This is a genomic window from Paenalicyclobacillus ferrooxydans (assembly GCF_001399675.1).
GTDB lineage: Bacteria > Bacillota > Bacilli > Alicyclobacillales > Alicyclobacillaceae > Alicyclobacillus_B > Alicyclobacillus_B ferrooxydans.
In genome coordinates, this window is the sequence record NZ_LJCO01000045.1 from 80,100 (window position 1) to 105,327 (window position 25,228).

The 25,228-nt window shown below is 46.9% G+C and carries 23 protein-coding genes and 3 pseudogenes; 9 read left to right on the forward strand and 17 right to left on the reverse strand.

The features are described from left to right. Positions 1–34 precede the first annotated feature (34 nt). Positions 35–290, reverse strand: a pseudogene (locus AN477_RS25475) (transposase); the annotation flags it as partial. 250 nt (positions 291–540) lie between these two features. Between AN477_RS25475 and AN477_RS10520 the strand changes: the two are divergent. The 5 genes and pseudogenes from AN477_RS10520 (at position 541) to cshA (ending at position 6,408) form a co-directional block, all read left to right on the forward strand. Further along, entirely contained in the window at positions 541–2,304 is a 1,764-nt protein-coding gene (locus tag AN477_RS10520) for a putative bifunctional diguanylate cyclase/phosphodiesterase (protein ID WP_054969114.1), read from the forward strand. Between the two features lie 49 nt (positions 2,305–2,353). Further along, complete coding sequence (locus tag AN477_RS10525) at positions 2,354–3,316, forward strand: sensor domain-containing diguanylate cyclase (protein WP_054969115.1); 963 nt, start codon at positions 2,354–2,356, stop codon at positions 3,314–3,316. A gap of 57 nt (positions 3,317–3,373) precedes the next feature. Next, positions 3,374–3,843 (forward strand): annotated as a pseudogene (locus AN477_RS25880) (IS1634 family transposase); the annotation flags it as partial. Between the two features lie 915 nt (positions 3,844–4,758). Then, positions 4,759–4,875 (forward strand): annotated as a pseudogene (locus tag AN477_RS23775) (cold shock domain-containing protein); the annotation flags it as partial. Positions 4,876–4,998: 123 nt separating this feature from the next. Continuing rightward, a complete protein-coding gene (cshA, locus tag AN477_RS10540; protein WP_054969118.1) occupies positions 4,999–6,408 on the forward strand; it encodes a degradosome RNA helicase CshA in 1,410 nt (469 codons plus the stop codon). An 852-nt stretch (positions 6,409–7,260) separates the two neighbouring features. On the opposite strand, the gene AN477_RS10545 is transcribed toward cshA, so the two are convergent. The 6 genes from AN477_RS10545 to AN477_RS25885 form a co-directional block, all read right to left on the reverse strand. Then, positions 7,261–8,715: a DEAD/DEAH box helicase gene (locus AN477_RS10545; RefSeq protein ID WP_054969119.1), complete on the reverse strand. Its 1,455-nt coding sequence runs from the start codon at positions 8,713–8,715 to the stop codon at positions 7,261–7,263. A gap of 510 nt (positions 8,716–9,225) precedes the next feature. Then, complete coding sequence (locus AN477_RS10550; RefSeq protein WP_054969120.1) at positions 9,226–9,672, reverse strand: hypothetical protein; 447 nt, start codon at positions 9,670–9,672, stop codon at positions 9,226–9,228. Positions 9,673–10,999: 1,327 nt separating this feature from the next. Beyond that, the gene (locus AN477_RS23780; RefSeq protein ID WP_083486164.1) at positions 11,000–11,182 is read right to left on the reverse strand and encodes a cold-inducible protein YdjO-related protein; all 183 of its coding nucleotides are present in this window, start codon (positions 11,180–11,182) and stop codon (positions 11,000–11,002) included. Between the two features lie 125 nt (positions 11,183–11,307). After that, positions 11,308–11,502 carry a cold-shock protein gene (locus AN477_RS10555; RefSeq protein ID WP_054969121.1) on the reverse strand — a complete coding sequence of 65 codons (195 nt, stop codon included), beginning with the start codon at positions 11,500–11,502 and terminating at the stop codon, positions 11,308–11,310. A gap of 204 nt (positions 11,503–11,706) precedes the next feature. After that, positions 11,707–12,261 carry a hypothetical protein gene (locus AN477_RS10560; RefSeq protein WP_054969122.1) on the reverse strand — a complete coding sequence of 185 codons (555 nt, stop codon included), beginning with the start codon at positions 12,259–12,261 and terminating at the stop codon, positions 11,707–11,709. A 298-nt stretch (positions 12,262–12,559) separates the two neighbouring features. Beyond that, on the reverse strand, positions 12,560–13,066 hold the full coding sequence (locus tag AN477_RS25885; RefSeq protein ID WP_054969123.1) for a CBO0543 family protein: 507 nt from the start codon (positions 13,064–13,066) through the stop codon (positions 12,560–12,562). Positions 13,067–13,227: 161 nt separating this feature from the next. Here AN477_RS25885 and AN477_RS10570 point away from each other — a divergent pair, with 161 nt between their 5' ends. After that, a complete protein-coding gene (locus AN477_RS10570) occupies positions 13,228–13,800 on the forward strand; it encodes a CBO0543 family protein (protein WP_054969124.1) in 573 nt (190 codons plus the stop codon). 705 nt (positions 13,801–14,505) lie between these two features. On the opposite strand, the gene arsC is transcribed toward AN477_RS10570, so the two are convergent. The 7 genes from arsC to AN477_RS10605 are packed head-to-tail and all read right to left on the reverse strand — an operon-like array spanning position 14,506 to position 18,988. After that, positions 14,506–14,928: an arsenate reductase (thioredoxin) gene (gene arsC / locus AN477_RS10575; RefSeq protein ID WP_054969125.1), complete on the reverse strand. Its 423-nt coding sequence runs from the start codon at positions 14,926–14,928 to the stop codon at positions 14,506–14,508. 27 nt (positions 14,929–14,955) lie between these two features. Next, entirely contained in the window at positions 14,956–16,248 is a 1,293-nt protein-coding gene (locus AN477_RS10580) for an arsenic transporter (RefSeq protein ID WP_054969126.1), read from the reverse strand. Further along, positions 16,245–16,589: an ArsR/SmtB family transcription factor gene (locus tag AN477_RS10585; RefSeq protein ID WP_054969173.1), complete on the reverse strand. Its 345-nt coding sequence runs from the start codon at positions 16,587–16,589 to the stop codon at positions 16,245–16,247. The genes AN477_RS10580 and AN477_RS10585 overlap by 4 nt, the downstream gene beginning before the upstream one ends. Before the next feature lie 15 nt (positions 16,590–16,604). Continuing rightward, positions 16,605–17,534 carry an ArsA family ATPase gene (locus AN477_RS10590; RefSeq protein WP_054969127.1) on the reverse strand — a complete coding sequence of 310 codons (930 nt, stop codon included), beginning with the start codon at positions 17,532–17,534 and terminating at the stop codon, positions 16,605–16,607. Then, entirely contained in the window at positions 17,518–18,393 is an 876-nt protein-coding gene (locus AN477_RS10595) for an ArsA family ATPase (protein ID WP_054969128.1), read from the reverse strand. Before AN477_RS10595 ends, AN477_RS10590 begins: the two co-directional genes overlap by 17 nt. A 4-nt stretch (positions 18,394–18,397) precedes the next feature. Then, positions 18,398–18,694 (reverse strand): arsenite efflux transporter metallochaperone ArsD, encoded by a 297-nt coding sequence (gene arsD / locus AN477_RS10600; RefSeq protein WP_054969129.1) that lies wholly within the window; start codon positions 18,692–18,694, stop codon positions 18,398–18,400. A 15-nt stretch (positions 18,695–18,709) separates the two neighbouring features. Beyond that, a complete protein-coding gene (locus AN477_RS10605) occupies positions 18,710–18,988 on the reverse strand; it encodes a carboxymuconolactone decarboxylase family protein (RefSeq protein ID WP_054969130.1) in 279 nt (92 codons plus the stop codon). 282 nt (positions 18,989–19,270) lie between these two features. On the opposite strand from AN477_RS10605, the gene AN477_RS10610 reads away from it, so the two are divergent. The 3 genes from AN477_RS10610 (at position 19,271) to AN477_RS10620 (ending at position 21,122) form a co-directional block, all read left to right on the forward strand. Beyond that, positions 19,271–19,642: an ArsR/SmtB family transcription factor gene (locus tag AN477_RS10610; protein ID WP_054969131.1), complete on the forward strand. Its 372-nt coding sequence runs from the start codon at positions 19,271–19,273 to the stop codon at positions 19,640–19,642. A gap of 76 nt (positions 19,643–19,718) precedes the next feature. Further along, entirely contained in the window at positions 19,719–20,366 is a 648-nt protein-coding gene (locus tag AN477_RS10615; RefSeq protein WP_054969174.1) for an FmdE family protein, read from the forward strand. Positions 20,367–20,372: 6 nt separating this feature from the next. Beyond that, the gene (locus tag AN477_RS10620) at positions 20,373–21,122 is read left to right on the forward strand and encodes a sulfite exporter TauE/SafE family protein (protein WP_054969132.1); all 750 of its coding nucleotides are present in this window, start codon (positions 20,373–20,375) and stop codon (positions 21,120–21,122) included. A gap of 60 nt (positions 21,123–21,182) precedes the next feature. Here the strand turns inward: AN477_RS10620 and AN477_RS10625 are convergent, their stop codons facing one another. The 3 genes from AN477_RS10625 to AN477_RS10640 form a co-directional block, all read right to left on the reverse strand. Further along, the gene (locus AN477_RS10625; RefSeq protein ID WP_054969133.1) at positions 21,183–21,515 is read right to left on the reverse strand and encodes an ArsR/SmtB family transcription factor; all 333 of its coding nucleotides are present in this window, start codon (positions 21,513–21,515) and stop codon (positions 21,183–21,185) included. A 257-nt stretch (positions 21,516–21,772) separates the two neighbouring features. After that, a complete protein-coding gene (locus AN477_RS10630) occupies positions 21,773–22,663 on the reverse strand; it encodes a permease (RefSeq protein ID WP_054969134.1) in 891 nt (296 codons plus the stop codon). A 477-nt stretch (positions 22,664–23,140) separates the two neighbouring features. Beyond that, entirely contained in the window at positions 23,141–24,961 is a 1,821-nt protein-coding gene (locus tag AN477_RS10640; protein WP_054969136.1) for a DUF4209 domain-containing protein, read from the reverse strand. Positions 24,962–25,228 lie beyond the last annotated feature (267 nt).

Genomic DNA, 25,228 nt, shown 5'->3' on the forward strand with positions numbered 1-25,228 from the left:
TGTTCAGTACCAGTTGCTCGATAAGGCGAAGGTTGCTGGCATTCTCCTTAATATGCGTGGAGTCCCGCATGAGAACTGTTCCTGAGATCATGCTGTGTTTCATACCTTGCAGCACCATCTCATCACAAATCTCTTGAAAGATGTTGAAGTCGTTAACCCGCTTGCATCGGTTCAGGCTGATCATGGAGTGGTCAGGAACTCGGTCTGTGAGTTTGAGTCCAAGAAACCAGCGACAACGCGACATTGGTTTACACTTCCTGCTCAAGCTGGCGTTCTGAGCGAATTACAAAATGGCAGAAAAATTGTATTAGGGAGATAGTATGACCATTTATTGAACAGCGCAAACACACAGCGTTTTCATGGGAAATGAATCCTTGCGTTGAAATTGAACGGCAGATAGTGTCAAACGTGGCCGTCCGTTTGGAAGGCTGAGGCGATGAATATATGGCGTTACACATGGCTTTCCCACCACCCAAGAGTTGCCAATTAGATACAAGCAATTTCATCGCTCACCAACTACAAAGGTGGGTAATGATAAATATGTCGGTTTACAGTGGCATAAGCCGCAAAATTACACCTCTAAATGAGTTAGCAGAACATGTTCTAAACAACCCGATCCAGTCAGATGAATTCCAGTTTCTGTTGCATATGGTTACCTCGAGACTCCCCCAGTCACATGTTCTCCTTACATGGTACGACAGTGAAACAAACCAAGGATCAACACTCCATCCAGATCAGCACTTCGACTCCGACGTCGTAGACGGAATTCAGAACTGGATCACGCGAAAACTGCAACAGATGGGTGCTATGAATCCTGTACACGAGTTTAAGGATGTGATTACGCAGGTGGTCGAAGACAGGCGAACTCTAAGAACAATACAATATGAGTTCAAGTCTGGCCGCCTGTTTGCATGTATCGTGATTGACTTCGGAGACAGCATACCGACAATTGAAAGACAGGTCATACGGGAGTTTGAAAATGCTCTTTCGATGTGCCTGGTACTACATCATTTTAGGTCCATAAGCAATCTCTTCACTGATCCTCTGACACTTCTGCCGAATCGTATGTCGTTTTTTACAGCGGTACAGTCTGAAATTCAAGACTTGCGTGAGCAGGAGGAGTCGTTTGCCGTTGCGGTCATTAACTTAGACAGATTTCTTCGGATCAATGACTCCCTGGGCGAACGATTCGCTGATGGAGTCTTGAAATGCATATCAAAACGTCTATCGAATTTGGTCTCACCGCACAGCATCGTTGCCCGATTGGGAGGGGACGAGTTTGGGATTCTGTTACGAGGAACTTGTGCTTCCGACGATTTGTATCAAATGGGCGAAGAATTAGCGGCGGAGATTCGTCAACCCATTTCAATCGCAGGGCATTCCGTGAAAATCACTGCAAGTATCGGAATCGCCAACTGGAACGATTGTGGTGACAACCTCCATCACTTGATGCGAAATGCATACACAGCTGTTTCAGAGGCAAAGAAACGTGGCAGGAATGTCGCATACGTTCATGATTCACACAGGGTTATTCCTAAGATTGCGGTTATCTATCTAGAGGATGAACTAGTGCTCGCCCTCGAACGAGATGAGTTTGTTCTCCATTACCAGCCGCGAATGTGTGCTCAAACAAACCAGATTGTGGGTGCAGAAGCCCTAATTCGTTGGCGGCACCCCACTAGAGGACTTCTTCCCCCTACGGAGTTCATCCCGGTAGCCGAACAGAGTTCACTAATAATAGATATTGGCGATTGGGTACTGCGGCGGGCTTTACAACAGGTGCAAGACTGGCTTGGATACTCTTCAAACATCCCCCGCGTCGCCATCAACATATCCCCCCAGCAATTGATAAGAGGCGGATTCGTCGACACGTTGCTCAAGTATCTTGATAAAACTTCAGTAAACCCAAATTTGCTTGAAATCGAAGTGACAGAAACAGCGGTCATTGAGTACGGAGAGGATATTATTGCTGCGGTAAAAAGAATTCGAAATGCGGGCGTGAGAATTTCTATTGATGACTTTGGAACCGGATACTCGTCACTCGAGATTCTAAAGAGGTTCACCGCTGATTATTTGAAGATAGACCAGTCGTTTGTACAGGATCTCGATTTTAAGAGCCGGGCCATTGTGTCCACCGTAACTCAACTGGCTCATCGTATTGATTTACAAGTCGTAGGTGAAGGGGTCGAGACGCATTCCCAGAGGGAGTTTCTTGTCGAGGTGGGCTGCGATGAACTGCAAGGGTTTTTGTTCAGTCGTCCGCTTCCAGCGGATAAGTTTACAAGGCTCCTCAAAATACATTAATACAATATAGAAAGCTAAATGCCTTACACAAAAAGGGCGGTAATTGGTAATGAATACACCGAACAGCATTAACATAAATAATTTGCAGGACACAGTCGAACAGGTACTGGAAATTTTGGGCGAATTCATTGGGGTGAACACACTCTTTGTCGCTGTCAATGACGAAAACACAAATTTTATTCTGAATGCCCTCAACCGCAACGAGATACTCATAGAGGAAGGTGAGGGTACATCCCTAGCCGAGACCTATTGCAATTTAGTAACCAAAAATGCAACTAGACCTGTTGTGATAGAAAGCACAAGAACGGACATTCGGACTAGAAACCTCGATGTGACCAGTCAATTGGGCGATACATCGTTTATTGGCGTTCCAATCCTGCTTAGCGACGACACGGTCTGCGGAACGATATGCGGGCTCGACAACCGCGGTTATGAATACTCCGCGCGGGATATACAATTGCTAAAGACCATGGCCACGCTTCTTGGATACGTCGTTGAACTAGAGCGGTTTGCGTTTCGAGATGCACTCACTCGTGCCTTTAATAGAAACTTTATATACATGTATTTAACCAAGGAATGGAAAAACAGGTTTAATACTGTTGCCTTCTTGTTTCTAGACGTGGATGATTTCAAGAGTGTGAACGATACATATGGACATGCTACGGGCGACCAACTCCTGACTGAGTTATCAAGAAGAATCCACCGATGCATTCGGAGGTCGGATATGGTCTGCCGCGTTGGCGGTGATGAGTTCGTCGTCGTGATCCCGAATTACGGCAGCATAGCGACGGTCACAAGAATAGTTCACAGTATGCTGACAGAGTTCGAAACTCCGATTTACATTCACGGGCAGTCTCTCACTCTGTCAGCAAGTATTGGTGTAAGTTTATATCCCGAAGACGGTTCAGACGTTGACGCTTTACTGGAACAGGCTGATGTAGCCATGTATCGTGCAAAGCGCGCTGGCAAAGCCAATTATCAAATTTATTCCAGCGATATGAATGAAGGATAGTTGCCAGCTTCCGTTTGACAACTACTTCAAACCACCTTCGGGTTCGTCCATTGAGGGACCAACACCAATTTACCTGCTGAGCAGGTGGTCACTTCATACAAAATGTTGATGAACGTGGAACGGACGTTCAGAGAGATTAAGAACTTCCTTGATGTCGGCCCGGTGTACCACTGGAACGAAAAGCGAGTTCGTGGCCACATCTTCATCTGTGTACTTGCGTATCTGTTCGAGCAGGCGATTCAAGTGATATACCGCCGCTGGTGGGAACAGCGTGAACACGAAGCGAAGCAGATGGACAACGCTACAGAGCGTGAGCAACGGCTCGAAGAACTGGGCGAGCACTGGTACACCGGCGAGGGAAATTGTAAAAGAGCTGGCACGTCATGAAGGCTGAGTTTCTCGGGAAAGAGTTCCTTAGCGTACCACCTCCGCCACAGAACCTGGTTCAGGTGCTCAAGGCACTGAACGTTCCGCTTCCTGCAAAGGCCATCCACCTGCGTCAGACCTCATCCGGCACCCTCGTTTAGTCCGAATTCAGACTTGAAGGCCCCAACTAGATTGGGGCTCTTTGCGTTGTAGGGCAAAATACCCCCTACAATCCCTTGCTGGGCCTAGGGGGCTGTCAAAGATGAGATTTAGGCTCGAAAAATTCTGGACGTGAATTCATGGTCATTCGAGTGAGGAATTGGTGAATGTGGTCAAATAACCTCAGAATCATCATTGTTTTTGAGTCGATAACCCAACCTGTTCGGTACGCTCCGCTCAACCGCCGTTATCTCAACATCCGCATTGCCGCACATACACCTCTTAAATCCCGTCTCTATGTCCCCTTCCTTATTTGGTACCCCGCGCATAATGAAACGTTGGCCACACGACTGGCACTTGACGAGAACTTTTACTCTTTCATGTTTTGCAGCTGTATTCTGTTCTGCTAACATGGCACCTACGCCCCTTTACATGTCTTGCAACTTAAATACATTCTATAAGTCGGTGTAGAATCCCTCCACGACAGTGTTTAACTTGACCCGCTTCACCGTCATGTCCCGATGGATCCGGTCGATCTCGTACAGTCGATATTACTTGTCCCTAGGCTGGGCGACTTGTCACCGACGCCGATTCAGCATCTATCTGCTTGTGGTGCCCGTTTCGCCTGCAGATGATCGCTGGCACCGCGTTCCGCAGCACCTTGGGATTCGTGACCGCCACTCGAAGCCTGTCTAACACCATTTGCTCTGCTGCATCTGCCTCGACACCATTGTAGCGGCGCTACGTTGCGAAGCATTAGCGTTGACTTTTTTCCAAAACTGTACTAATATATACATTTGTGTAATGGTAATTCGTATGCATGTATGAAATTATGAGCCGTCCTTGTTGAGCCTCATAGTGGGGCACTATAGGGATGGCTTTATTTACTTACACAAGCGAACGACGCCCATGAACAAGTATCGTACTCAGCGATCACTAGGAGAAAATTGTATGAAACCCTTGAAGAAGGCCAGCGCGTGAGGTTTGACATTGTTGATGGTCCAAGAGGTCCACAAGCCGCAAACGTTGCGTAAAGCTAGTTGTAGACAGCGGGCTATCTCTTCTGGCATCGTTTGATACCGGAAGAGATAGCCCGCTTTCCTTGCTGATGAAACATTCATGGAATAAAGAGGTGCACAAAGAAGGAGTTTTGACGCATGGCATTGTTTAGGGAACTAAATTTGAGTGACGAAGTACTAGATTCTTTAGAGGAAATGGGTTTCGAATCCGCCACAGCCATCCAAATGGAAGCTATACCCATTGCACTTTCTGGTCAAGATTTAATTGGTCAAGCACAAACCGGAACCGGGAAGACCGTGGCATTTTCAATTCCTGTAGTTGAGGCAGTCGATACGACTCAGCACAATGTCCAAGCCCTCATCCTCACCCCCACCCGAGAACTCTGCATTCAGGTGGCGGAAGAGATCGCGAAGGTGGGAGCCAAGAAGGGTGTACGAGTACTCGCTGTCTATGGCGGGCATGAGATTCAACGCCAAATTCGGGCGCTGAAAAATCAGCCGAGCGTAATCGTTGCTACGCCAGGACGATTAATGGACCACATGAATCGACGCACGGTTAACATGCAGCATGTCGGTATGGTTGTGTTGGATGAAGCCGATGAAATGCTCGATATGGGATTCATTGAGGATATCGAGACCATTTTGTCCGCCTGCCCACCGCAGCGACAGACATTGTTGTTCTCCGCTACCATCAAGCCGGGTGTGCAAAAACTGGCCAAAAAATTCATGCGTGACTTCACGGTCGTGTCGATAAAGGCACAGGACATTATGGTTCCAACCATCGAACAGGCTTACTATGAAGTGCACGAAAGCCACAAACTCGATGTGTTAACGAGACTATTGGACATTCAAAATCCGGAACTTGCTATCGTCTTCGGTCGGACCAGACGTCGAGTCGATGAGCTTTCAAATGCATTACAGACGCGTGGTTATTTAGCAGAGGGATTGCACGGCGACTTGAATCAAAGACAACGAGACAGTGTTATGAGCAAATTCCGCGACGGAAGTCTCGAGGTCTTAGTGGCGACCGACGTTGCGGCAAGAGGCATCGACATATCTGGAGTGACACATGTCTACAACTTTGACATCCCGCAAGATGTAGATAGTTACGTTCACCGGATCGGTAGAACAGGACGCGCAGGAAAAACTGGCATTGCATCCACCTTTGTTACGCCTCGCGAAATCGAACACCTGCGTCAAATTGAGCGCGCCACGAAGCGTCAAATTGAGCGTCGTCCAGTTCCAACCGTGATCGAGGCAAAATACAGTAAACAAAAAGTTGCCATGGAACGATTGTTGAACAATAGCAATTTGGACAATCTAGGGGGCTTCCGTGGCCTTGCTGAGGAACTGCTTGAGCAACAGGACTCGATTTCGCTGGTAGCTTCTGCGATTCAGTTGTTGACAGTGAATACGACAGAAGTGCCCATTGAACTGACTCCGGAGCAGCCAATTCGCGTCAAAAAGCCGACGTACCGAGATAACAAAGGTGACCGTCACCGGAAATCTCTTCGCCCCAACGGGGGAGGACGCGGCGCCCGACGGTAAAAGCACCACATTTGCATAAGCGTAGTGTAAGGACCATCCATCAGACTCGTTTCGAGGTGATGGAGTGAAACTTCCTTGCAACATCACGAATGGCAGTGAAACTTTGGCCTAGGCTTCATCTCTAAACACAAAGCTGTCTAGTTTGTGACGCCGTCTTTTGTACCCATGTTTGGGTATGCCATCCGTAAATGTGGATTCTCAGCGACAAAAGCTCACAATCGAACGTGAAGAGATCTGTCATTCGTTTGGTCACAGTGATATACCGGATACTCATCCATCCATGGCTACTATCGCAACCTCTACATCAACCGCAAATCCGGTATATAGCCTTCATGGTCTTTCGTTACAAGGTGTAGCAGTTTCGTCAACTACTCGCTTCTCTCGCATGAGTGGTCCATACGAAAAATGGGGCTTCGTATTCTGCAGGGGGCCATCCTGTACCCCAGAATGGTCCTCTAGGTCTGGCTGTCAGACAGAGAACAAGCCCGTCAGCAGACCAACAGGATGCCGAATGGAGCGAAGACCCGACCAGAACCAATAGTTGGCTCGCTTATTGCGGTTGGACGGTTCATAACAGGTTCCCCTTTCGTATCTCTGCCGAGTAAGTCCTAGCTGGATGACCACGAGTAAGTCAGCACGCTTTCGCGTCGGGGCATTGAGTTTCAGCACCAAGTGCTGCCCCTATCCATCCCATTACAGAATGGCGTTTGCTTATTACCCATTCCGTTACCTCCTGGGGCGTTATTGATCCGATGATCCGTGGTTTTACATAGTGGAGGCGAATCGTGTCAGGACATAACCACGACCTCCATTATTGATACAGTTCACCGGTTATACAGAGCTTTTCCGCGTTTACTGCTCGATTGCACGATGCACCTTTAATAGCTTCCCTTTAATGGTCGTGTTTTTCATGGCATTGAGAACAAGTGGCCCTTTACCGTTTAATATGTCAACATACGAAACATTGTCCTGTATCGTAATAATCCCAATATCTTCGGCTGTTACACCTTCGATTTTAGCAATGGTGCCGACAAAATCTACGGCTCTGATTTTCTTTTTCTTGCCACCATTAAAATATAGCTTCAAGATGTTGTAATTTAGTTGTTCATTCTTATTCCTTTTAATGGTTGGCCGAGCCTGCAGCTTTTCTTCAAAAGCCGCCCTCATAGATGCCACTTCTTCTTTTGAGGGAGCATCCGCCCTGAGGATTTCGAACCCAATGAAGCCTTCAATATCCGATAAGAATTTCCCTTCATAGGGCGTAACAAAGGTAATCGCCTTCCCAGTCTTGCCGGCCCGTCCCGTTCTACCGGTGCGATGCACATAGCTTTCCTTTTCCAAAGGAAGATCATAGTTAATCACATGCGTGACATTTTCAATATCAATTCCTCTCGCAGCGACATCCGTTGCAACCAGATATCGAAATTCCCCTCGTTTAAACTTGTTCATGACATTAAACCGTTGGTCCTGTTCCATACCTCCATGAATTTTGTCACAGGGATAAGCAAGGCGACTTAAATTTCTAAATGTGTTTTCCACACGTTCTTGAGTTCGACAAAAAATAATACAACTATCCGGATTCTCAACGACTGTTATATCCGTAAGAAGGTTGAATTTGTCTTCTTCTTTCACGATTAACAGAGTATGCTCAGTTTGCACTGCCATTGTTTCATTCTCTTCAATCCCGATCTCTACATCAATAGGATTTTTCATGTATCGATGACATAGGTTTTGAACATCTTCTGGAAGCGTAGCGGAAAATAACATGGTTACGCGGTCCTTGGGCAGCTCACGAATTATAGCTTCTACCTGTTTGATAAATCCCATGTTCAACATCTCATCAGCTTCATCAATCACAAGAAATGTCAGCCGTTTCAGGTCCAATGTCCTTCGTTCAATATGATCGAGTACACGGCCCGGTGTGCCCACAACAACATGGCTTTTTTGCTTTAATTCGGCCTGTTGTCTAGCAAAAGGTTCCTTCCCATAAACAGCAGTTGCTTTAATTCGCTTCAGTCTCCCGATATTCGTGATATCCTCTTTCACTTGTGCTGCGAGCTCGCGTGTGGGGGTTAATATGAGCGCTTGAGGTTTATTCTCTTCCCACTCCACCAATTCACAAATCGGAATTCCGAATGCTGCCGTTTTGCCACTTCCTGTTCCGGATTTCACAACAAGGTCCTTTTTCCCCAGGGCAATAGGTATCACTTCATTTTGGACGTCCGTGGGGTGTTTATAGCCCAAACTATCCAACGAGCGGACGATGTCCTCACTTAGCCGATAGCCTTTGAAACTTCCCTTACTCATATAAAATGCTCCTTTTCATGTAGCACAGTGGTCACCGTTCATTCTATGCAATTACACACAACGACCAGGGCAAGTGCCCACGATCTCGTTCGAGAGACCTACCATGCGCACGGTGCGTCTAAAACGGTTATTTGTGGAGTTTCACTGCATCACATCATTCGCCCTGACCGACGAGTTCATACCGCGCCTTACTCGATACGAATACCGTGCTCGGTGCATCGCTCTAACGAACCTGTCGGTTTCTCTTCGATTGTCTCTTCCAAAGGCAAAGGACCCCGCAGAGCCCTTCATTCGGTGAAGACTCGACTCTAACACATAGAAAGGGTAATGAGAACAATTACTCTTTACAAGGACTGTCAATCTATTGTTATTCTCGTCCCAGAATCGATAACGGGGGAGACCTAATCTAGAAGGCAGTCCAACACCCCATCACGTCGTTTAATATCCGTTGACTTCTCATACCCCAAAGTATGAAAAACTGCCTCTTCCCCTCTACAAGCCCCCAGAGTTTTACTTCTGGTTGCCAAACTTACGTATGACTCGTTCTACCGATTGAATAAAATCAGTTTCCTGTTTCACCTCAACGAAGGCTGGAAAACGACGCGCCAACGCCAAACGAAGAGATTCGAGTTCGACATCGTTTAGTCCATTTAGTTTGCGTAACAATACAGTAGCCTCTTTCGACAACACGCTCACTTTTTCATTTTCTTCGACAGCTGGAATGCATCCATCGCTTCGTGTCTCAAATTCACTTACAATGGTTTCCGGTACCTTCATTCCCCATTTAAAACGCAGATTCGTAATTTTCTTTTTCGTCACCCCGAATAATTTCGCAATGTCCCCGTCCGAGCAGTCTTCGTCCCACCATAGGTGGTGAAGGATCTCATATGTAAGCTGCTTGATATCGAGCTTCTCTCCATGTCGCTTTTGTTGTACTAACTTGTCATACGCATTCATTTTCCGTTCATGTCCCCATTCCCTCATGGTATTCTATTCTGTTCGATATCATGCCCTTGACGTTCGAATCCTCCATCCGATGCGGTAGTTGCTAGCCCATTTTGTCATGTCTCTTTGCGACAGAACGTTTACTCCTCTATGTTAACAAACCCCGACCATGCTGCTGGAAAGATCGTGTAGTCTTCATTAGAATCGTTGGTTATAAATAGCGGTATACTAGACATTGGGAAGGGGCGACGCATATCAGCGAACAAGCGGAACTTTTGAGGAAAGAAATTCACGATCGTTGGAACGGTAGGGTTTATCCCAATGAATGTTCGACTAAAGAATACGACATCAATCGAGGATTTAAAATATCCACTTCTTCAAGACGTGACGACTGCATATGGGCTACAGTGAACATCGATGTCTTGAAGGAAATTGATATTTTAATTTGGACAAGTGCAGAGACCAGTTACAAGCGAGCAAACGGTCATTGACACCAGCCTTCACGATGGAACCCAGTCCGCCTTCGATTCTGCCCTGACGCAACCCACGAGCCCAGGCATCCTTGACGGTAGGGATGTCCTTTTTGTTTTACACAACAAGGATTCCCGGCCATTAGGCCAGGGAAGGGAATGTTAGTCGGATCCTATCGAGCATGCCCGGGTAGAATTTCGGCGGAATCCAAAACATTGGCTTCTGTACTTTGAAGAAGGTCAATGCGTCGAGTTTTAATCGTTGAAGGACAACGCGGTCCCCAAGCGAAGAACGTAGTCGTAGTTAGCGAATCGACTGAGACATTAGCCCCTGTACAGGGGCTATTCTAATCTAAACGGAACTTCCCATGCGGTACAACAAACCTGAACGTTACTGGGTTAAACATTTTTTTGTATCTTTAAAATGCATCCCACAGTCGATGCCGAAACGAGCGAAGGCTGAACCAAAAAGCGCAATAGAGGGAATGCCCCAAAAGAAGCGTCAATACTTTCAGATATTTCTCGGAGGTTATAGTTGCGTCGCTGTCCACTGTTCCCTTGAACCCGATGAATTTCTTATTGTCTTCGTCCCACAGTCGGAAACGTAGCGAGCGCAAACTAGACAGCAAATTGACGGTCGAGACCCCCTGAAGATACGCTACTTTGTCATCTATAGGTTGGAAACCGTAATTTGGCACTCTGCGGCCAAGGTGGTGAATATGATAAACGTTCGTACCAGAAAGCCCGCTGCCGGTACTGTCAGAATCAGTGTCAAGCCAATTGACATCGAGTAGCTAAAATAGGCTCCAAACCGCAACTCCGAGCTAAAGTTGTCTTGTAAAAAGAATTGGTACGTGGACTGAAGCTTTTTATTCGATGCGGATATTTTTGGTTACTCTATTCATTGAGCCCTTACACATAGGACACACGGGATTTGCGACGTAGATGAATTCGTCTCTCGACCAGCAAACGCAGGTCGAGCACTGCCAAACAATTGAATCTGCGTACACATGTTCAGAAACAGGCTTCCTGCGGTTACCAAAGTTCCCCATCAAAATTACCCCTTCCTATTTGGTGGTAAGATGGACTGCTAATGCTAAACCAGTGATAAAAAAAGACTGCCCCACCAGGAATCAAAGTGACACCTTAGAGGGACAGTCCGGTTGTTCAGAATAGCTCATGCTACGTTTGCTGCTTGTGGACCTTTCGGACCTTGAACAATGTCAAATGTCACTCGTTGACCTTCTTCAAGACTCTTGTATCCGTCCCCTTGAATGGCGCTAAAATGGACAAAGACATCTTCTCCGTCTTCCACTTGAATAAAACCAAAACCCTTTTCCGAGTTAAACCACTTAACTGTACCTTGATTCAATTGAATTCCTCCTGCAGTGCTCACCGAGCACAATATTTGTTCAATTCACTCAAATATAAAACCGTTCTACTCTGCACCCACATGAGGCGCAAAAAGAACGGCTCAACATGTTTACACACATAGACGATCACGCTTGAACAGTCAAATCATACACCATTTTGACTGAAAAGTCAACCTTTATACAAGATTGAAACCGTCCACCAACTATCGCCCGCTTTTCAATGCTGGCCCCCAAGGTGCGTAACCAAGTTCTCCTGCAATGGCAGGCTGCTTCGTCAGGCCAATTTCCCTCGCATACTTGTTTACAATTTCAATCACATCCAGATGATGCAATTGCCCTAACGATGCATGCGCTTCGTTTCTCAACTTCGGCTTGATGGGATACAGCGTGATTGGTTGAACTGTTCCCTGCTTTACCGGTACTTCAAAAACCACATTCTCGTTGTGTCCATTAGCTACACAAATAGCGGTGACAACTCCCATGTTGTTAAATCGAGGGTCTGACGGTACGGTGAGTGAGGCAGACCAAATCCCCTTGGAGTCTGTCAAACCGGTTTTTAAGACGTGGCCATCTGAGGCTACGACAATCACACGAGCACCTGAAAGTGCCCGGAAATCTTCAGCAGATACAACTCGAAACTTCACAGTATCTGTAACATTTCTCTGCTGGGCGAATGCCTGATGAGATTGAATGGACCCCGACATCAATACTGCAAAGGACACCAATATGGAATAAACTATAAGCTTAACCTTTTGCAACCATGCACCCCCTCACGGTTCTCATATATCAACACATTAGGGATTGTTCCCTCAATGTGGCCATGTATGTCATAAATGAAACTAAAACGCAGGTTTGCTTACAAGATTTTAAGCATATGTTTGCCAACAAGACTCGTGCCATGTCAGAAACGAAGATGTAGCGCGAATGTGAGGAATTATTCACACCCTGTTAGATCCATAATAGTCCCAACTTATACAGCGACAGCCTGTTGATGAAGAGCCCCCGTTCAATCAAGATGTACTTGTGTATCGGGCATATGCACCACTATGAGCATTTCTACAATGCAAACAAAGGTACATCGAACCACCTTATGAAGAATGCAACAACGACCACGGTGAGTATCCATGTCAACCTCTTGCTCCGTTCGTGAAGTAACATAAACAAAAACATCAAGACATCAACTACGGTTGACCAGCCTAAATTCCACCCTTGTGTATATCTGATTTCTCCAAGTTGTATCATGATGTATTCCATAACGATATAGAGAGCGACGAAAAGGATAAAGTACAACATCGTGAAGCGTGAATGCCGAGGTAGGTACCTCAGGAAAAGTGCTGTCGTCGAAGGGAACAGTATGACGGCTTCCAGGAGAGCCACCGCTTGATTCGTAAAAATCCACCAAACACGAAAAGTCCACAGACCATAATTAGTACATATTAGAGTGTAAAAGACGGACATTAACGATATGTAAAGGATAGTCGAGTAGTACTGTTCAACACATCTGTACGATCTCGTTAGAAGCAATACTACAAGGAAGAGCAGGGAAAACAGGACAATAATCATTAGGACGTCTCCTTCTTAACCTTCTCACGCCCAAAATAATGCCCTTATTTTACATTTATATACAATTTTTGTATTGAGAATCTCAATACGTTCATCCTGAATGTAACTTAGCTTTCTTGGGAATCTTAAACCGTATATACGAGTATAGGAAGGTTCCCGCAATGCAACCAACACATCAACAACTACTTAAGTTATTCGACAATAATGTGAATGGAATTACTCTACTAATTCACACGAAAGTATATCTCTGGCAACATTACGTTCTCTTCTCATGGCAATGGTGGCTTGGCGTCACCTGTGCTGTTATCCCGTGGTTGCTGTGGTACCTAAGTTCAAGGAAGCGTTCAGACATGGACCGTCTGTTGTATGTAGGCTTTATTGTTATGGTGATAGCACTCTGCTTGGACATCATGGGCGACCAAATAGGGCTCTGGCATTATCGCTATAATGTTATCCCCAACGTTCCAACATTCTTCCCCTTTGATTTAACGCTGGTTCCAGTGAGTGTCCTCACCATGATCCAGATATTACCCAAATTGAACCCTGTTATCAAAGGAGTTGCTTACGCAGTTGCATCATCATACATTGGAGAACCGTTTTTTCATGCAATTGATATATACAACCTGATTCATTGGAAATACATTTACTCCGTACCAATACAAATTTGCATCTATCTTGTTGCTGATGTGATATACAAAAAACGACACAAATTCCAGCTCAACAAGCAACCCTAAACTGCTTTGTTATTAAACGCTCTTAGGATATTACCGCCCCGTTACTTACATTAAGAGTACCATGAACTGACTGTATAAATATGTATCCGTTTAAAATAAAGTCCCTAAAATGGAAAAAACCGCGGATCCGATGATCCGTGGTTTTACATGGTGGAGGCGACGGGAGCCATCCGTTTCTTTGATGGAAACCGCAAGGCAGCGTATTCGAAGATGTCCACGACTTAGAGGTTGAAACGAATTCCGTGCTCGGCCCCGCTTGGGCCTGCGCGCGGGCCGCACCCGTGGCGGTTTCTTCGGCCTCATCCCTTCCACCACATAGAAAAGGCCCACCTATTGGGTGGGCCTTTTCATGTGGTGGAGGCGAGGCGCCACGGTCCGAAATCCTCAAATACACCTTGTATGTGTGAGGGAGGATTGATGACCGTGAAGACCCTCTCGCAGCGCAGTATCTCAGACCTTGACCGGTTTATCAAGCATGAAGTGTTACGCCATCAGAATCAGCAGTCAGATACATGGTCGGAACTAAATCTCCTTCTGTGCAACGAGGAAACATTACACGCATACTGCGATTGTAGTGTTCAAGACGGATGCTTTCATGACAACATGAAAACCCGCACCTTCCCAAACCTGAAGATACGGGCGGTCTTGTTTAACAACAATTGCTACCTCCGACCAGCACTAACCCTGAGCCCGAAGCAGCAAACTTCATTCAGCCATATCGCTCAGGAATTCCTGAATTTTATCCCGAATCGCATTTCGAACGTCCCTAAACTTCGTTTGAACTTCTTCTTCGGTACCCGTCGCCCGAGCTGGATCCTCAAACCCCCAGTGTAGACGTGTGACATGCGGTGGGGTCATTGGGCAACGGTCATTTGCATCGCCACAAAGGGTAATTACATAGTCGGCTCGATTCAACAGATCTGGGTCGATCAATTTGGACGTGTGCTGCGAGATGTCCACGTTAGCTTCTTTCATGGTCGCAACGGCACGAGGATTCAATCCATGGGCCTCTACGCCAGCGCTGTAAACTTCAATTTTGTCCCCTCCGAGATGTCTTGCCCAGCCTTCGGCAATTTGACTACGGCATGAATTCCCGGTACATAGAAAGTATATAATTGGCTTCGTCATGCAAACCTTCCCTTCAGATCTCTGTATTTAACCCACGAGCAACATCCACAAGTACAATCCGGAAAGTGTCACGAACAGGGTTGGAATCGTAAGGACAATCCCCGTTTTGAAGTATCTGCCCCAGGTAATCGTGATCCCTTTTTTACCCAACACATGCAACCACAAAAGTGTGGCCAAAGAACCAATTGGGGTGATTTTCGGTCCCAAGTCGCTACCGATGACGTTTGCATAGACCAGTGCATCGTGCATCACCCCTGTGGCGGAGGTCGAATGGATAGCCAAGGCATCGATCATAACCGTCGGCATGTTGTTCATAATGCTGGAAAGAATCGCTGCAATAAATCCAGTTGCTAGTGTACCAAGGTATAAACCACCGTGTGTCGAGCCTTCAATGATACTCCCCAGCACGTTGGTCAGACCTACATTGCGCAAACCATACACGACCACGTACATGCCAATGGAGAAAACCACAATAGCCCACGGCGCCTCACGAATTATTCCCCAAGGCCGAATAACCTTGCTTCTCGAACCTGCAAGGAGAAAAACAATAGCAACTAAACCTGCCACAATGGACACCGGAATATGAAGGAGTTCCGTTAAGATATAACCGATTAACAGCACACTTAGAATAATCCACGACATCCGAAACATCCCTTGATGTGCAATGGCTTCTGATGGTTGAGACAAATCCTTCGGGTTATACGCTCTCGGAATATCCTTACGGAAAAACAAATACAGCACACCAATACTTGCTGCTAGTGAAAATAAGTCCGGCACAATCATATGGACAGCGTAGGTCAAAAAACCAACATGAAAGAAATCTGCCGACACGATGTTGACCAAGTTACTTACGATGAGTGGCAAGGATGTTGTATCTGCAATAAAACCGCTCGCCATGATAAACGGTAGCATTTTCTTCATATCAAACTTGAGCAGCTTGACCTTCTCAAGCACAATCGGAGTCAGGATTAAGGCTGCTCCGTCATTCGCAAAGAATGCGGAGACAACTGCCCCGAGAAGAGTGACGTAGAGGAAAACCTTCCGCCCGTCCCCTTTTGCAGCATGGGCCATCTTGAGAGCCGCCCATTCAAAGAAACCAATCTTGTCCAAGATGGTGGAAATGATGATGATGGCCACAAAAGCAAGTGTCGCATCCCAAACAATTTGGGTCACCGTCCACACGTCATGAAGCCTGACAACTCCAAAGATAAGCGCCAAGGCGGCGCCCCCAAGGGCTGACCACCCAATAGAGAGCCCTTTAGGCTGCCAAATCACAAAAATCAGAGTTAAAACAAAGATGCCGAAAGCAAGATACGTCATTTCTTTACTCCTCTTCGAGGACTATTCTCGCAAGAGACACGCAGTCCTTTTGCTTGTAACTGTTCAATTTCGCTGGATACATCCGGAAGCAAGGAAATACATTCATCAAAAAATGGAACACTGGATCCGTCCAACCCGTAATAGACCCACTGTGCCGTCTTCCGTTCTCGAACTAATCCTGCCTGCTTCAATTTCCGAAGGTGTTGAGAGATGGCAGGCTGAGTCATTGCAAGGACGTCGACCAGTTCACAGACGCACATCTCATCATGTTTCAGTAGCGCAAGGATATGCAATCTCGTTTTATCTGCCAGCGCTTTGTATATCTCAGCCCATTGTTCCATCGAGAACACGATGACTTACACCCCCCTAACTGTATGCTTTGCAAACATCTGTGCAGCAATCTGGCGCAGTGGCTCGCTACCTGTAACATCGTCATCAAATAACTCACATTCCGTTACAATTCGCAGGCTGTGTCGTCTTTCAAGTTCCACGAGATATTCCTGCTGTCGTTCCCGCCGTGCTCCGAACAATCGACTTCCAGCAGCCTCTTTAGGTAGAATTTGATTCACGATAATTGCCTGTGTTTCAATATCTGCTCTCTTCAGGTCCTCAATTGCCCTCTCCATTTCCGCAATGGGTGTAGATTCGGCCAGCGTCACAAACACCATCGCCGTCTCGTTCTTACTTTGAAGGACACGAATCGCTTCCCGCATCCTTAAAAGCTCAGCATTATCCAGCGCCGAGGTCTCGGCTGTGAATGACGACTTGTGACTCAGCTCCGTTTCGTAATCCCATGCAAGCTGCAGCAATCTCAACGTATGCCCAGTCGGCGCTGTATCGAATACCAGGACCTCATAGTCATCACTTAGTAAGTCATTCAGGAATTCCTGAAACACGGCGATTTCTTCTGTACAGGGTGAGTCTAGTTCTTCCCGTATGACAGCGAGACTTCCCTGCGCCCCGAAACTGTCCTTTGCAGCCATTAAGATGCGCTCTTTGTAACGTTCAAATGCCACTTTGGGGTCAATCCGTACCGCCCAGAGGTTGGCATTTAATACCTGTTTTGGACTCGATGACACTTCTTGTTCCAGTACGTTCGCAAGGTGAGCAGCCGGGTCCGTGGTCACTAACAATGTTTTGTACCCGCAATCTGCAGTATAGAGTGCCGTCGCACACGCCATGGTCGTCTTCCCAACGCCACCCTTACCGGCCAGAAAAATACGTTTGTTTTTACCCTCTGTAGGGAGGATCATCGACTCAGGTAAGGTATTAGACTGCAAGGACATGATCCAAATCCCTCCCGACTTCCTCGATTTTCCCGAGACCGATAACGTCATCTGGATAGAGAGGCATCTCGACAATGCGTCCAGTAAACATAGACTGGATTTGGGCGATGTATTTGGATTGAACGGTCCATCTTCTCGCTGCGTATGGATGGGCCCTGTCCTCTTCTGGAATCACTCCGTTGACAATGGTCATCTGCTTGTTCATGCCGAGCCGTTGTAACTCTTGTGACGAGCGCATCATTTCTTCAATAGCGATGCGGTCCGGTCGAGTGACAAACACAAACTGAGTGCATTCTCCGTCTCGCAGTGCCTGTACCGCTTGGTCATATTGCTCCTTGGAAGCTGTCAGCGCCTCAACGCCCCCAATGCAGGTCTGCCCTGTTCCCTCGGCGCTCATCTCAATGTGCGCACTCCAACTCCCAGGTAACTCAAGCAGGCGAAGCGTATGACCCGTCGGAGCGGTATCGAATATCACGTAGTCGTACTCCGGCCGATGCATGCAGTCGATAAACTGGTCGAATGTCGCAATTTCCTCTGTACAGGGACCACTCATTTTCTCCTCAATCGAACGTACAACGTCGTCCGGAAACAACTCCCGGAGCGGTGCAAGCGCCCGCTCCTTGTACAATCGAAGCGACTCAACCGAATCGATCTCTTGAATAAAGAGGTTATCTACACCCGCTACAGGAGTCGCAAGCAGTCCTACACTCTGATGAAACACGTCCCCAAGGTTAGAAGCAGGGTCTGTTGTCACAAGAAGTGTTTTCAGTCCCCGGTTTGCAAGCATTACCGCCGTTGCCGATGACAAAGAAGTTTTCCCGACTCCGCCCTTGCCGGAGAAGAACAGAAACTTTGTCATGATGTCATCTCTCTTCCACCATGAAATCATCCAACCTTGGGTAGTGCCCTTTGGCCACGACTTCTCCATCAACAACCACAATCGGCAAAGCACCGGCACCTTTGCCAATGAGTTCTTGGTACACTTGCTTGTTGGATGAAAACGCCATCGGGTTACGGCTCATCATGTAACGCACCGTTGTATGACCCTGTGCCTTCAACTGATCAATCATCTCATTGACACGGATAAGCTCTGGATCCGGTGATGGACCACAAACTCCGGTTGAGCAGCACATCTCGGGATCAAAAAACTCGATATTCATGAATGGCTTCCTCCTTTAGCAACAGCCTTCAGGTCCGCATCCGCAGGCGGAGTTAGAAATGGATAGGACTTTTAACTCGGTTTTCGGATTCCTCTTGATGCTCGCTTGTGCAAAGGTATCCATCTCGATGGAACCGGAAAGCTTCGTGGCACGTGCGATTGACAGTACCTCCTCAAGTTCCTCCTCAGTGGCACCATGCTCTTTGGCGGTTTTAACCTGTTCTTCAAAGCTTGAAATCGCACCGACTCCGAAAGCTACGCCCATTCCAATCAACGCACGCACTTTGTCTTGCATTCTTCCCACATCCATTCAGTAGAATATAACGATTTACTTATACAATGCCATGCAATGAACTGTTCGTCAAGTGAGAACCTGACTCTGACTTACGATGTCTCAGCAGCTAGTTGCTCATGTAAAGTGTTGTCCTGGAAGAGGACTATACCCGGACCGTGATGGCGCCCGGTAACCCCCACGCTGCAAGACGGACTAGTCAATCTGTGCGATTACATTTCCATAAAATTAGTTTTATCGTTATGTCGCAAAGAGGTTGAAACCCAATGAGGGAGGTGATGAGTCGTGGCAGTGGTGCGGGACTCCACCACCTGGACAATGATGGCTCCCGATGGCCTTTCCACGGTCCTCCAAAAATCCTCTCAGGCCTTTGAAATCGTCACTGACGTGCAGTCACTCACAAGTAAATCGTTGTATTACAAGGCCTTGGGCGACAACACCCGACTTCGGATTGTGGCTCTTTTGGCCATCTCCGAGCTTTGTTTGTGCCAGTTGGTCGAGCTGCTGAATGTACCTACATCAACAATGACACATCATCTACAGATGCTTGAAAATGGCGGAGTCATCGTACCCAGAAAAGAAGGGAAGTTCACCGTTTACTCGCTTCATCCAGACCGTAGAGAGTCTCTTGTTGAATGCCTGCAGTCGGACACGTAGCTCAGTTGCCTTCGAATCGTTCGCTGGTGAACAGAAGCTCCGTATGACGAGAATTCAAGTGAAGGGATGGTTGAAGATGGCCGTTCAATTGCAACACGAGACGCACGTTTCTGAAGAGGAGCTTAAAGCTGCGCAGTATTTTCACGGTCACAAATGCCCCGCCGTACCCCAAGGCTTGCGAGCAGCCCACCTGGCCATGGATATTTTAGGAGTGAACCGAGCACGAAGTGGGGGTGAGCTGAAGGCTATCGTTGAGCTTGGGGAGCACCATTTCTCTGGATGTTTTGCAGATGGCATACAGTTTGCCACGGGCTGCACATTTGGCAAGGGGAACATCGTCAAGAATCCTCTGGGCAAATTTGCTGTGACCTTAGTGGACCCCAGGACTCGACGTGCAGTTCGTGTGGCGGTCAAATATGACCGCATGATGATGTGCCTTGACATGCCATTTTTTGAGCAGCGAAAGAAAGGCATTCCGCCTTATGAAATAGACCCGAAAGATGTAGACCCACTTATCCAGGACGTGATATCCCACGACTGGCATGACATGTTTGACGTTACTACATTTGAGAACTATCCAGTGCAAAAGGCATCTGAATCGTTTGACGCTGTACAGTGCGTGGATTGCAAAGAGATGGTTGTGTCGAACTACGCCGTAGCGCTAAACGGTGAATTCCTGTGCAAGACTTGTTTTTCAACAAGGGTTCATCGCAAGGAGCTGTGATCTGCGATGCTTTGGGTAACAGCTCTGCTGATTCTACTCGTCTCAGCAGTATTTGCGATGCTAGGGTTAGGTGGGGGCATGCTGTACGTCCCCATCTTTCACTGGTTGGGGTTTGGCCTCAAAGATGTCGTCATCCCTCTAGGGCTGCTATTGAATGGATTGAACACACTGATTGCGCTCATCCCATTTGGCAGAAAGCACTTGGTGGACTGGAAGGGCGGGCTGCCAATGGCTATCAGTGCCCTCATCTTGGCACCGATTGGCGGCATGGTCGCTCCCTATGTTCCAAATCGCCTACTCCTCATTCTCTTCTCTGTCATGGTGTTGATTGCGGCAGTTCGCACACTTTGGGCGGTAAACCGTCCTGAGCCAGATGAAATGCTGCCCTTTGTCCGGCGTGCTGTCATTGGGGCCGTAGTGGCTGGACTGGCCGGCCTTATCGGTGGCATGATTGGGATTGGCGGCGGTTTTATTATCAGCCCGCTGCTGATGTGGATTGGCTACCGAACCAAACAGGCGGCAGCTACCACTGCATACATCGTGACATTCTCCAGCTTCTCGGGGTTTTTAGGACACGTATCTCACATGGCTATCAATCCATGGCTGATGGTGGCCACCGTGACTTCTGTCGTGGTCGCATCCCTACTCGGATCCGCTTTTATGGCGAATCGTGCCAAACCGAAATGGGTCAAGTGGTTCTATGGAATATTGTTGTTCCTGGTAGCGGGAAAGATGCTGTGGCCAATCATACTTTGAAATTGGCATCCACTGAATATAAGTACGTGGAAGTTATGGCAATGGATAATTTTGTATCTTCTATGAAGAACAGTTTGGTAATTGGCAAGTCGGAGATAACCAGTCTCCTATCTGCTTATGGAGTTCTTGGATGGTTTCTGGAGAGATGAGGTACACGCTCCACAGACCTCGTTTCTCCATGTTTACAATCCCTGCATCGAGGAGAATACCCAAGTGGTGCGAGATGGTGGATTGTGACATATCAAACTTGTCGGTGAGATCGGTTACGCAGCATCCTTGTTCATATGACCGCACTTCACCACAGCACGAGTGAATGCGACCCTCAAGCAAAGCCATAACAACCTCAAACCGAAACTCGTGCCCGAGGGCTTTGAACACTTTGACCATATCCATAACCATTCACCACCTTCCTATAATATACCTGAGGATCTTGGGGAGGGCCACGATGTGTGGCCCTCCTACCAAAGCTTAGCAACACGTATCAGGGTTATCGCAGCATGGGTTCGGTGATTCAGCCTTTCCCTTCTCGCTGTCAGCAGGTTTCCCTTCCAACGGAACGAGAGAACCCGTCCCACAGCATCCCCCTGCCTTTGAGAATCGACGCAACAAGGACTTCATGAGTATCACCTCCTTTCAAAAAGCATTCGGATTCACAGGACCTGAAACAGAATTCCGAAAACCAAGCTGACGAACAACGTTGACATCAGATAGAAGATGAACAGCGGGCACCGAACGAGTGTATGGAGCGTAGTCAACAGCCCAATGCTCGTTGCATGACCAGCAACGAGAAACGACATTCCAGCTCCCTTTGACATTCCGAGTCCCAGCAGGACTTTGATAATGGGTGCATCGCTGATTCCATAGGTCGTCATACCCACCAGACTGCCAAGAGGTATCCCGTACCAGTGATGGCCACCTAGCACCCTGGTAACCACAGAAGCAAGAATTAGCGTATTCAATAATGCTCCCAGGAAAATCGCCAATAGAAGAAACTTTCCACTGAACCAAAGGTCCTTCAGAAACTTCACAGACCTATCACCCAGTGTGAGTTCCTCAGTTGTGGCTGCTGTCTCACTCGCTACTCCATCATCCACACGCACTTTCACCTGGTTCAGCCATACTCCTCGACGGTTCTGGTAGAGAACCGTAAGTCCAACGAGCGTTCCCATCGCCAGTGCAGCAAACGTCTTTGTGACGGCCCATCTCAGGCCCAACATACCAGTCGTCACCGCAAAATCGGCGGGGTCCATAAGTGGAGATGCGGCCGTGAAGGCCATAGTCACTGCCAACGGGGCACCAATGCGTAGAAACGAAACCAAGAACGGAATGACACCACATGCACATAGAGGTAGAGCAGCCCCAGCTACGGTTGCAACCCCCACCGATTTGATGGTGCCGCCTTGAGACTTGGACTGCATTCTCTGTAGAGGCACAAAGCGGGTTACAAACGTAGCCAACAAGGTTCCGATAATTGCCCAATACCAAAGATCCTTAAACAAATACCAAGCTGCCGCTGCAAACCTCGAGAAAAACTCCGGCACAATCATCACCACCAAGTACATCGTTTTTTTTCGATACAATAAATGTATCGATATTTTTCGATGTAGTCAAGAGCGTACTTTCCTGCTTCTGCTGTACGAAAATTTAGTTGGGGAGTATGTGTGGGGTAAATAACAAGCAAAATGGGCCCGGAGAGTTCCTGGCCCATATCACATCTTGCTATGCAATTGCAAGTCGTTGATGGAGGCGAGGCGCCTCGGTCCGAAATCCTCAGATTTACGATGATGGTTTGAGTACGGGATGACACTGTTTCTGAATATTTGCCTCACCTCCTGTTTTCTCGGTTTGGAGGTTAGGACAGGTAGTCTTAAATATGCAAGCAAAACGCATTCATCCGGCGGATTCCACGCTGTCTTATTGCACATAAGCCCCAATTTTTCCAATAGAAAATGCCTCAAGTGAGGCGTTTTCGTGGCCATGGTCGGTGCCCACCACAGGATCCGGATATCCAATTAAAATCACTCGACCGGTGGGTCAGTATTCAACACTGGATCCGGTATATCTAAAGACCTTAACGCCAAGAACAAGAAGATGATTTGAGTGCAGTGACTCAGGTTACAATCTTCAATCAAGATAAGCCCATGACCCACGTTATTTCTAAGGTTGAAACCCAATTGGTCGACCATGAGCAAATTTATGAGCTCGTAGAAATCTGAACCAAGAGCTTGTTGAATGTCTGCACGTTCTAAAAAGGCGTTGAAGGTTTCTTCATGTTGCACTGCTCCCTTTTTTAACGAAGTCGTTGGGTAGCCTTTGAGCTGAAACGCTCTTCTGAGTGTCGATTCGAACTGCGGTGCCAATATATGCATGCATCCAACGTAATCGCCATTGAAATACTTTTCAACCCCATTTTGAACAAGTGGTGCGTTCTTACGATGAAGCAGTGGCCACGACTCAATCTTTCTTATGATATCCTCGGGGCCAAGTTTTTTTTCCGTAATGAGACGTTGAAACACAGGTACCAAAAGCGCACTCGTCCGTAATGACAAATCCAAAATATACTGTTGTACAAAGGCATGACGGCTCACATCATCCGAAGTATTCGTTTGATTAACCTTTCGTCCGTCGTCAATTGCACTGTGGTGAATAAAGGATAATAACGGAGTTGCCTCTTGATTCACCTGTGCTACTTCAGTTACGACATCAACCTTAGGATAAAAAAGTTGAGAATTTACGATGATCTTCTCCAATGCAATTTCAAGGTCATCAATGACAAACTCATCCTGTATTTCACGAAGCTGTTCACCCGGAATTTGGGTCTCCACTTTGAACGCTTTCATCTCATCACTCGTTTCCAGAGCTTCGTAGGCTTCTCGGATTTTGACTTTCATTAGGTCAATTCTTTCTGCGAATCCCTGTTGCTTGTAATGCTCCATGGCAGCCTCATAGAAATGCGCTTTACTGATAAATGAACCTTGTCGTTCAGCATGCCTTTCGTAAACCTCCCCAATTCTTCTTTGAAAATCTCGGATCTCGTCATCCGTAAAGAATTTCAAACGCCCCCATTCAATGAGTTCGGAATAAAATTGAGGAGCGATATCCGGGAAAGAATCATGTGAAAAATGTTCGGCTGCAGTCGCCAAGGCTGCAATACATTGCTCTCTGAGTTCAGTCGGATACTTAGAAGCAAACGGGCCCCTCTCAATCATTCGAAGAATCTTAGATATATAACGGAGCCACGGGTACTCCTGATTTTTCACATACTTGTTAAGCAAACCCGAAACGACAGTGAGCCCTTGTTTCAAAAGCTCTTCGTTGCGCATTAACAAACTAACTTCGATTGCACGATGTAAATCTATTAGGCCTTGGAAATCATGGTCATGTTCGGATTCGGTATGAGTCTGTGCCATAGTAACGAATGATGGCACAAGCTCCTTTGCATAAATGTATCGATTCGCTCCTGGAAGCTCCGCACCATATTCAAATAGGAAGTCGGAGTACCGGGCACGAAGAAATACACTCTTGGTCTTGCGCATTCTTGTTAGGAAGTAATTCAAAGCTTCGTCATCAAATCTATTTGGATCCGGCCAAAATTCGCCGGTGGTTAGTTGACATGAGAATGTAAATCTCTCTGACCTTTCACCCTCCGGCTGAATTAGTGGGTTTTTAATCTGTAAAGAAAACAAGCTGTATTCCAATCCGATTCTTTTAAGGGTTTCTGGATCACCTTGTTCTTTTATAACATTTATGATTTCCTCAAATTGCCCGGCGATTTCGTGTGGAAACTTAAAGTATGGCTGGTCCTCAACCTGTTGAATAAGTTCCTCGAGACTCTGCATCCATCCCCACTCCTACGAATGTATATGACTACCAATATTTTACCTTAGAATATCAAATGTAATAATACTGAACACATACATTAGCTAAATGAAACTAGAGAAGGAAGTTGAGAATGGAAAGGGAGGCGCCATGGTCTGAAATCCTCAAAATGACGTTGGACGTTTGACGTTAAAATGGGGACAATTTCTCAATCAGACAACCCCCGTTTCGACGTACAACTAGAGAACTTTATTGGTGAAATGCAAGTACAGGTCAAAAAGGTGCAG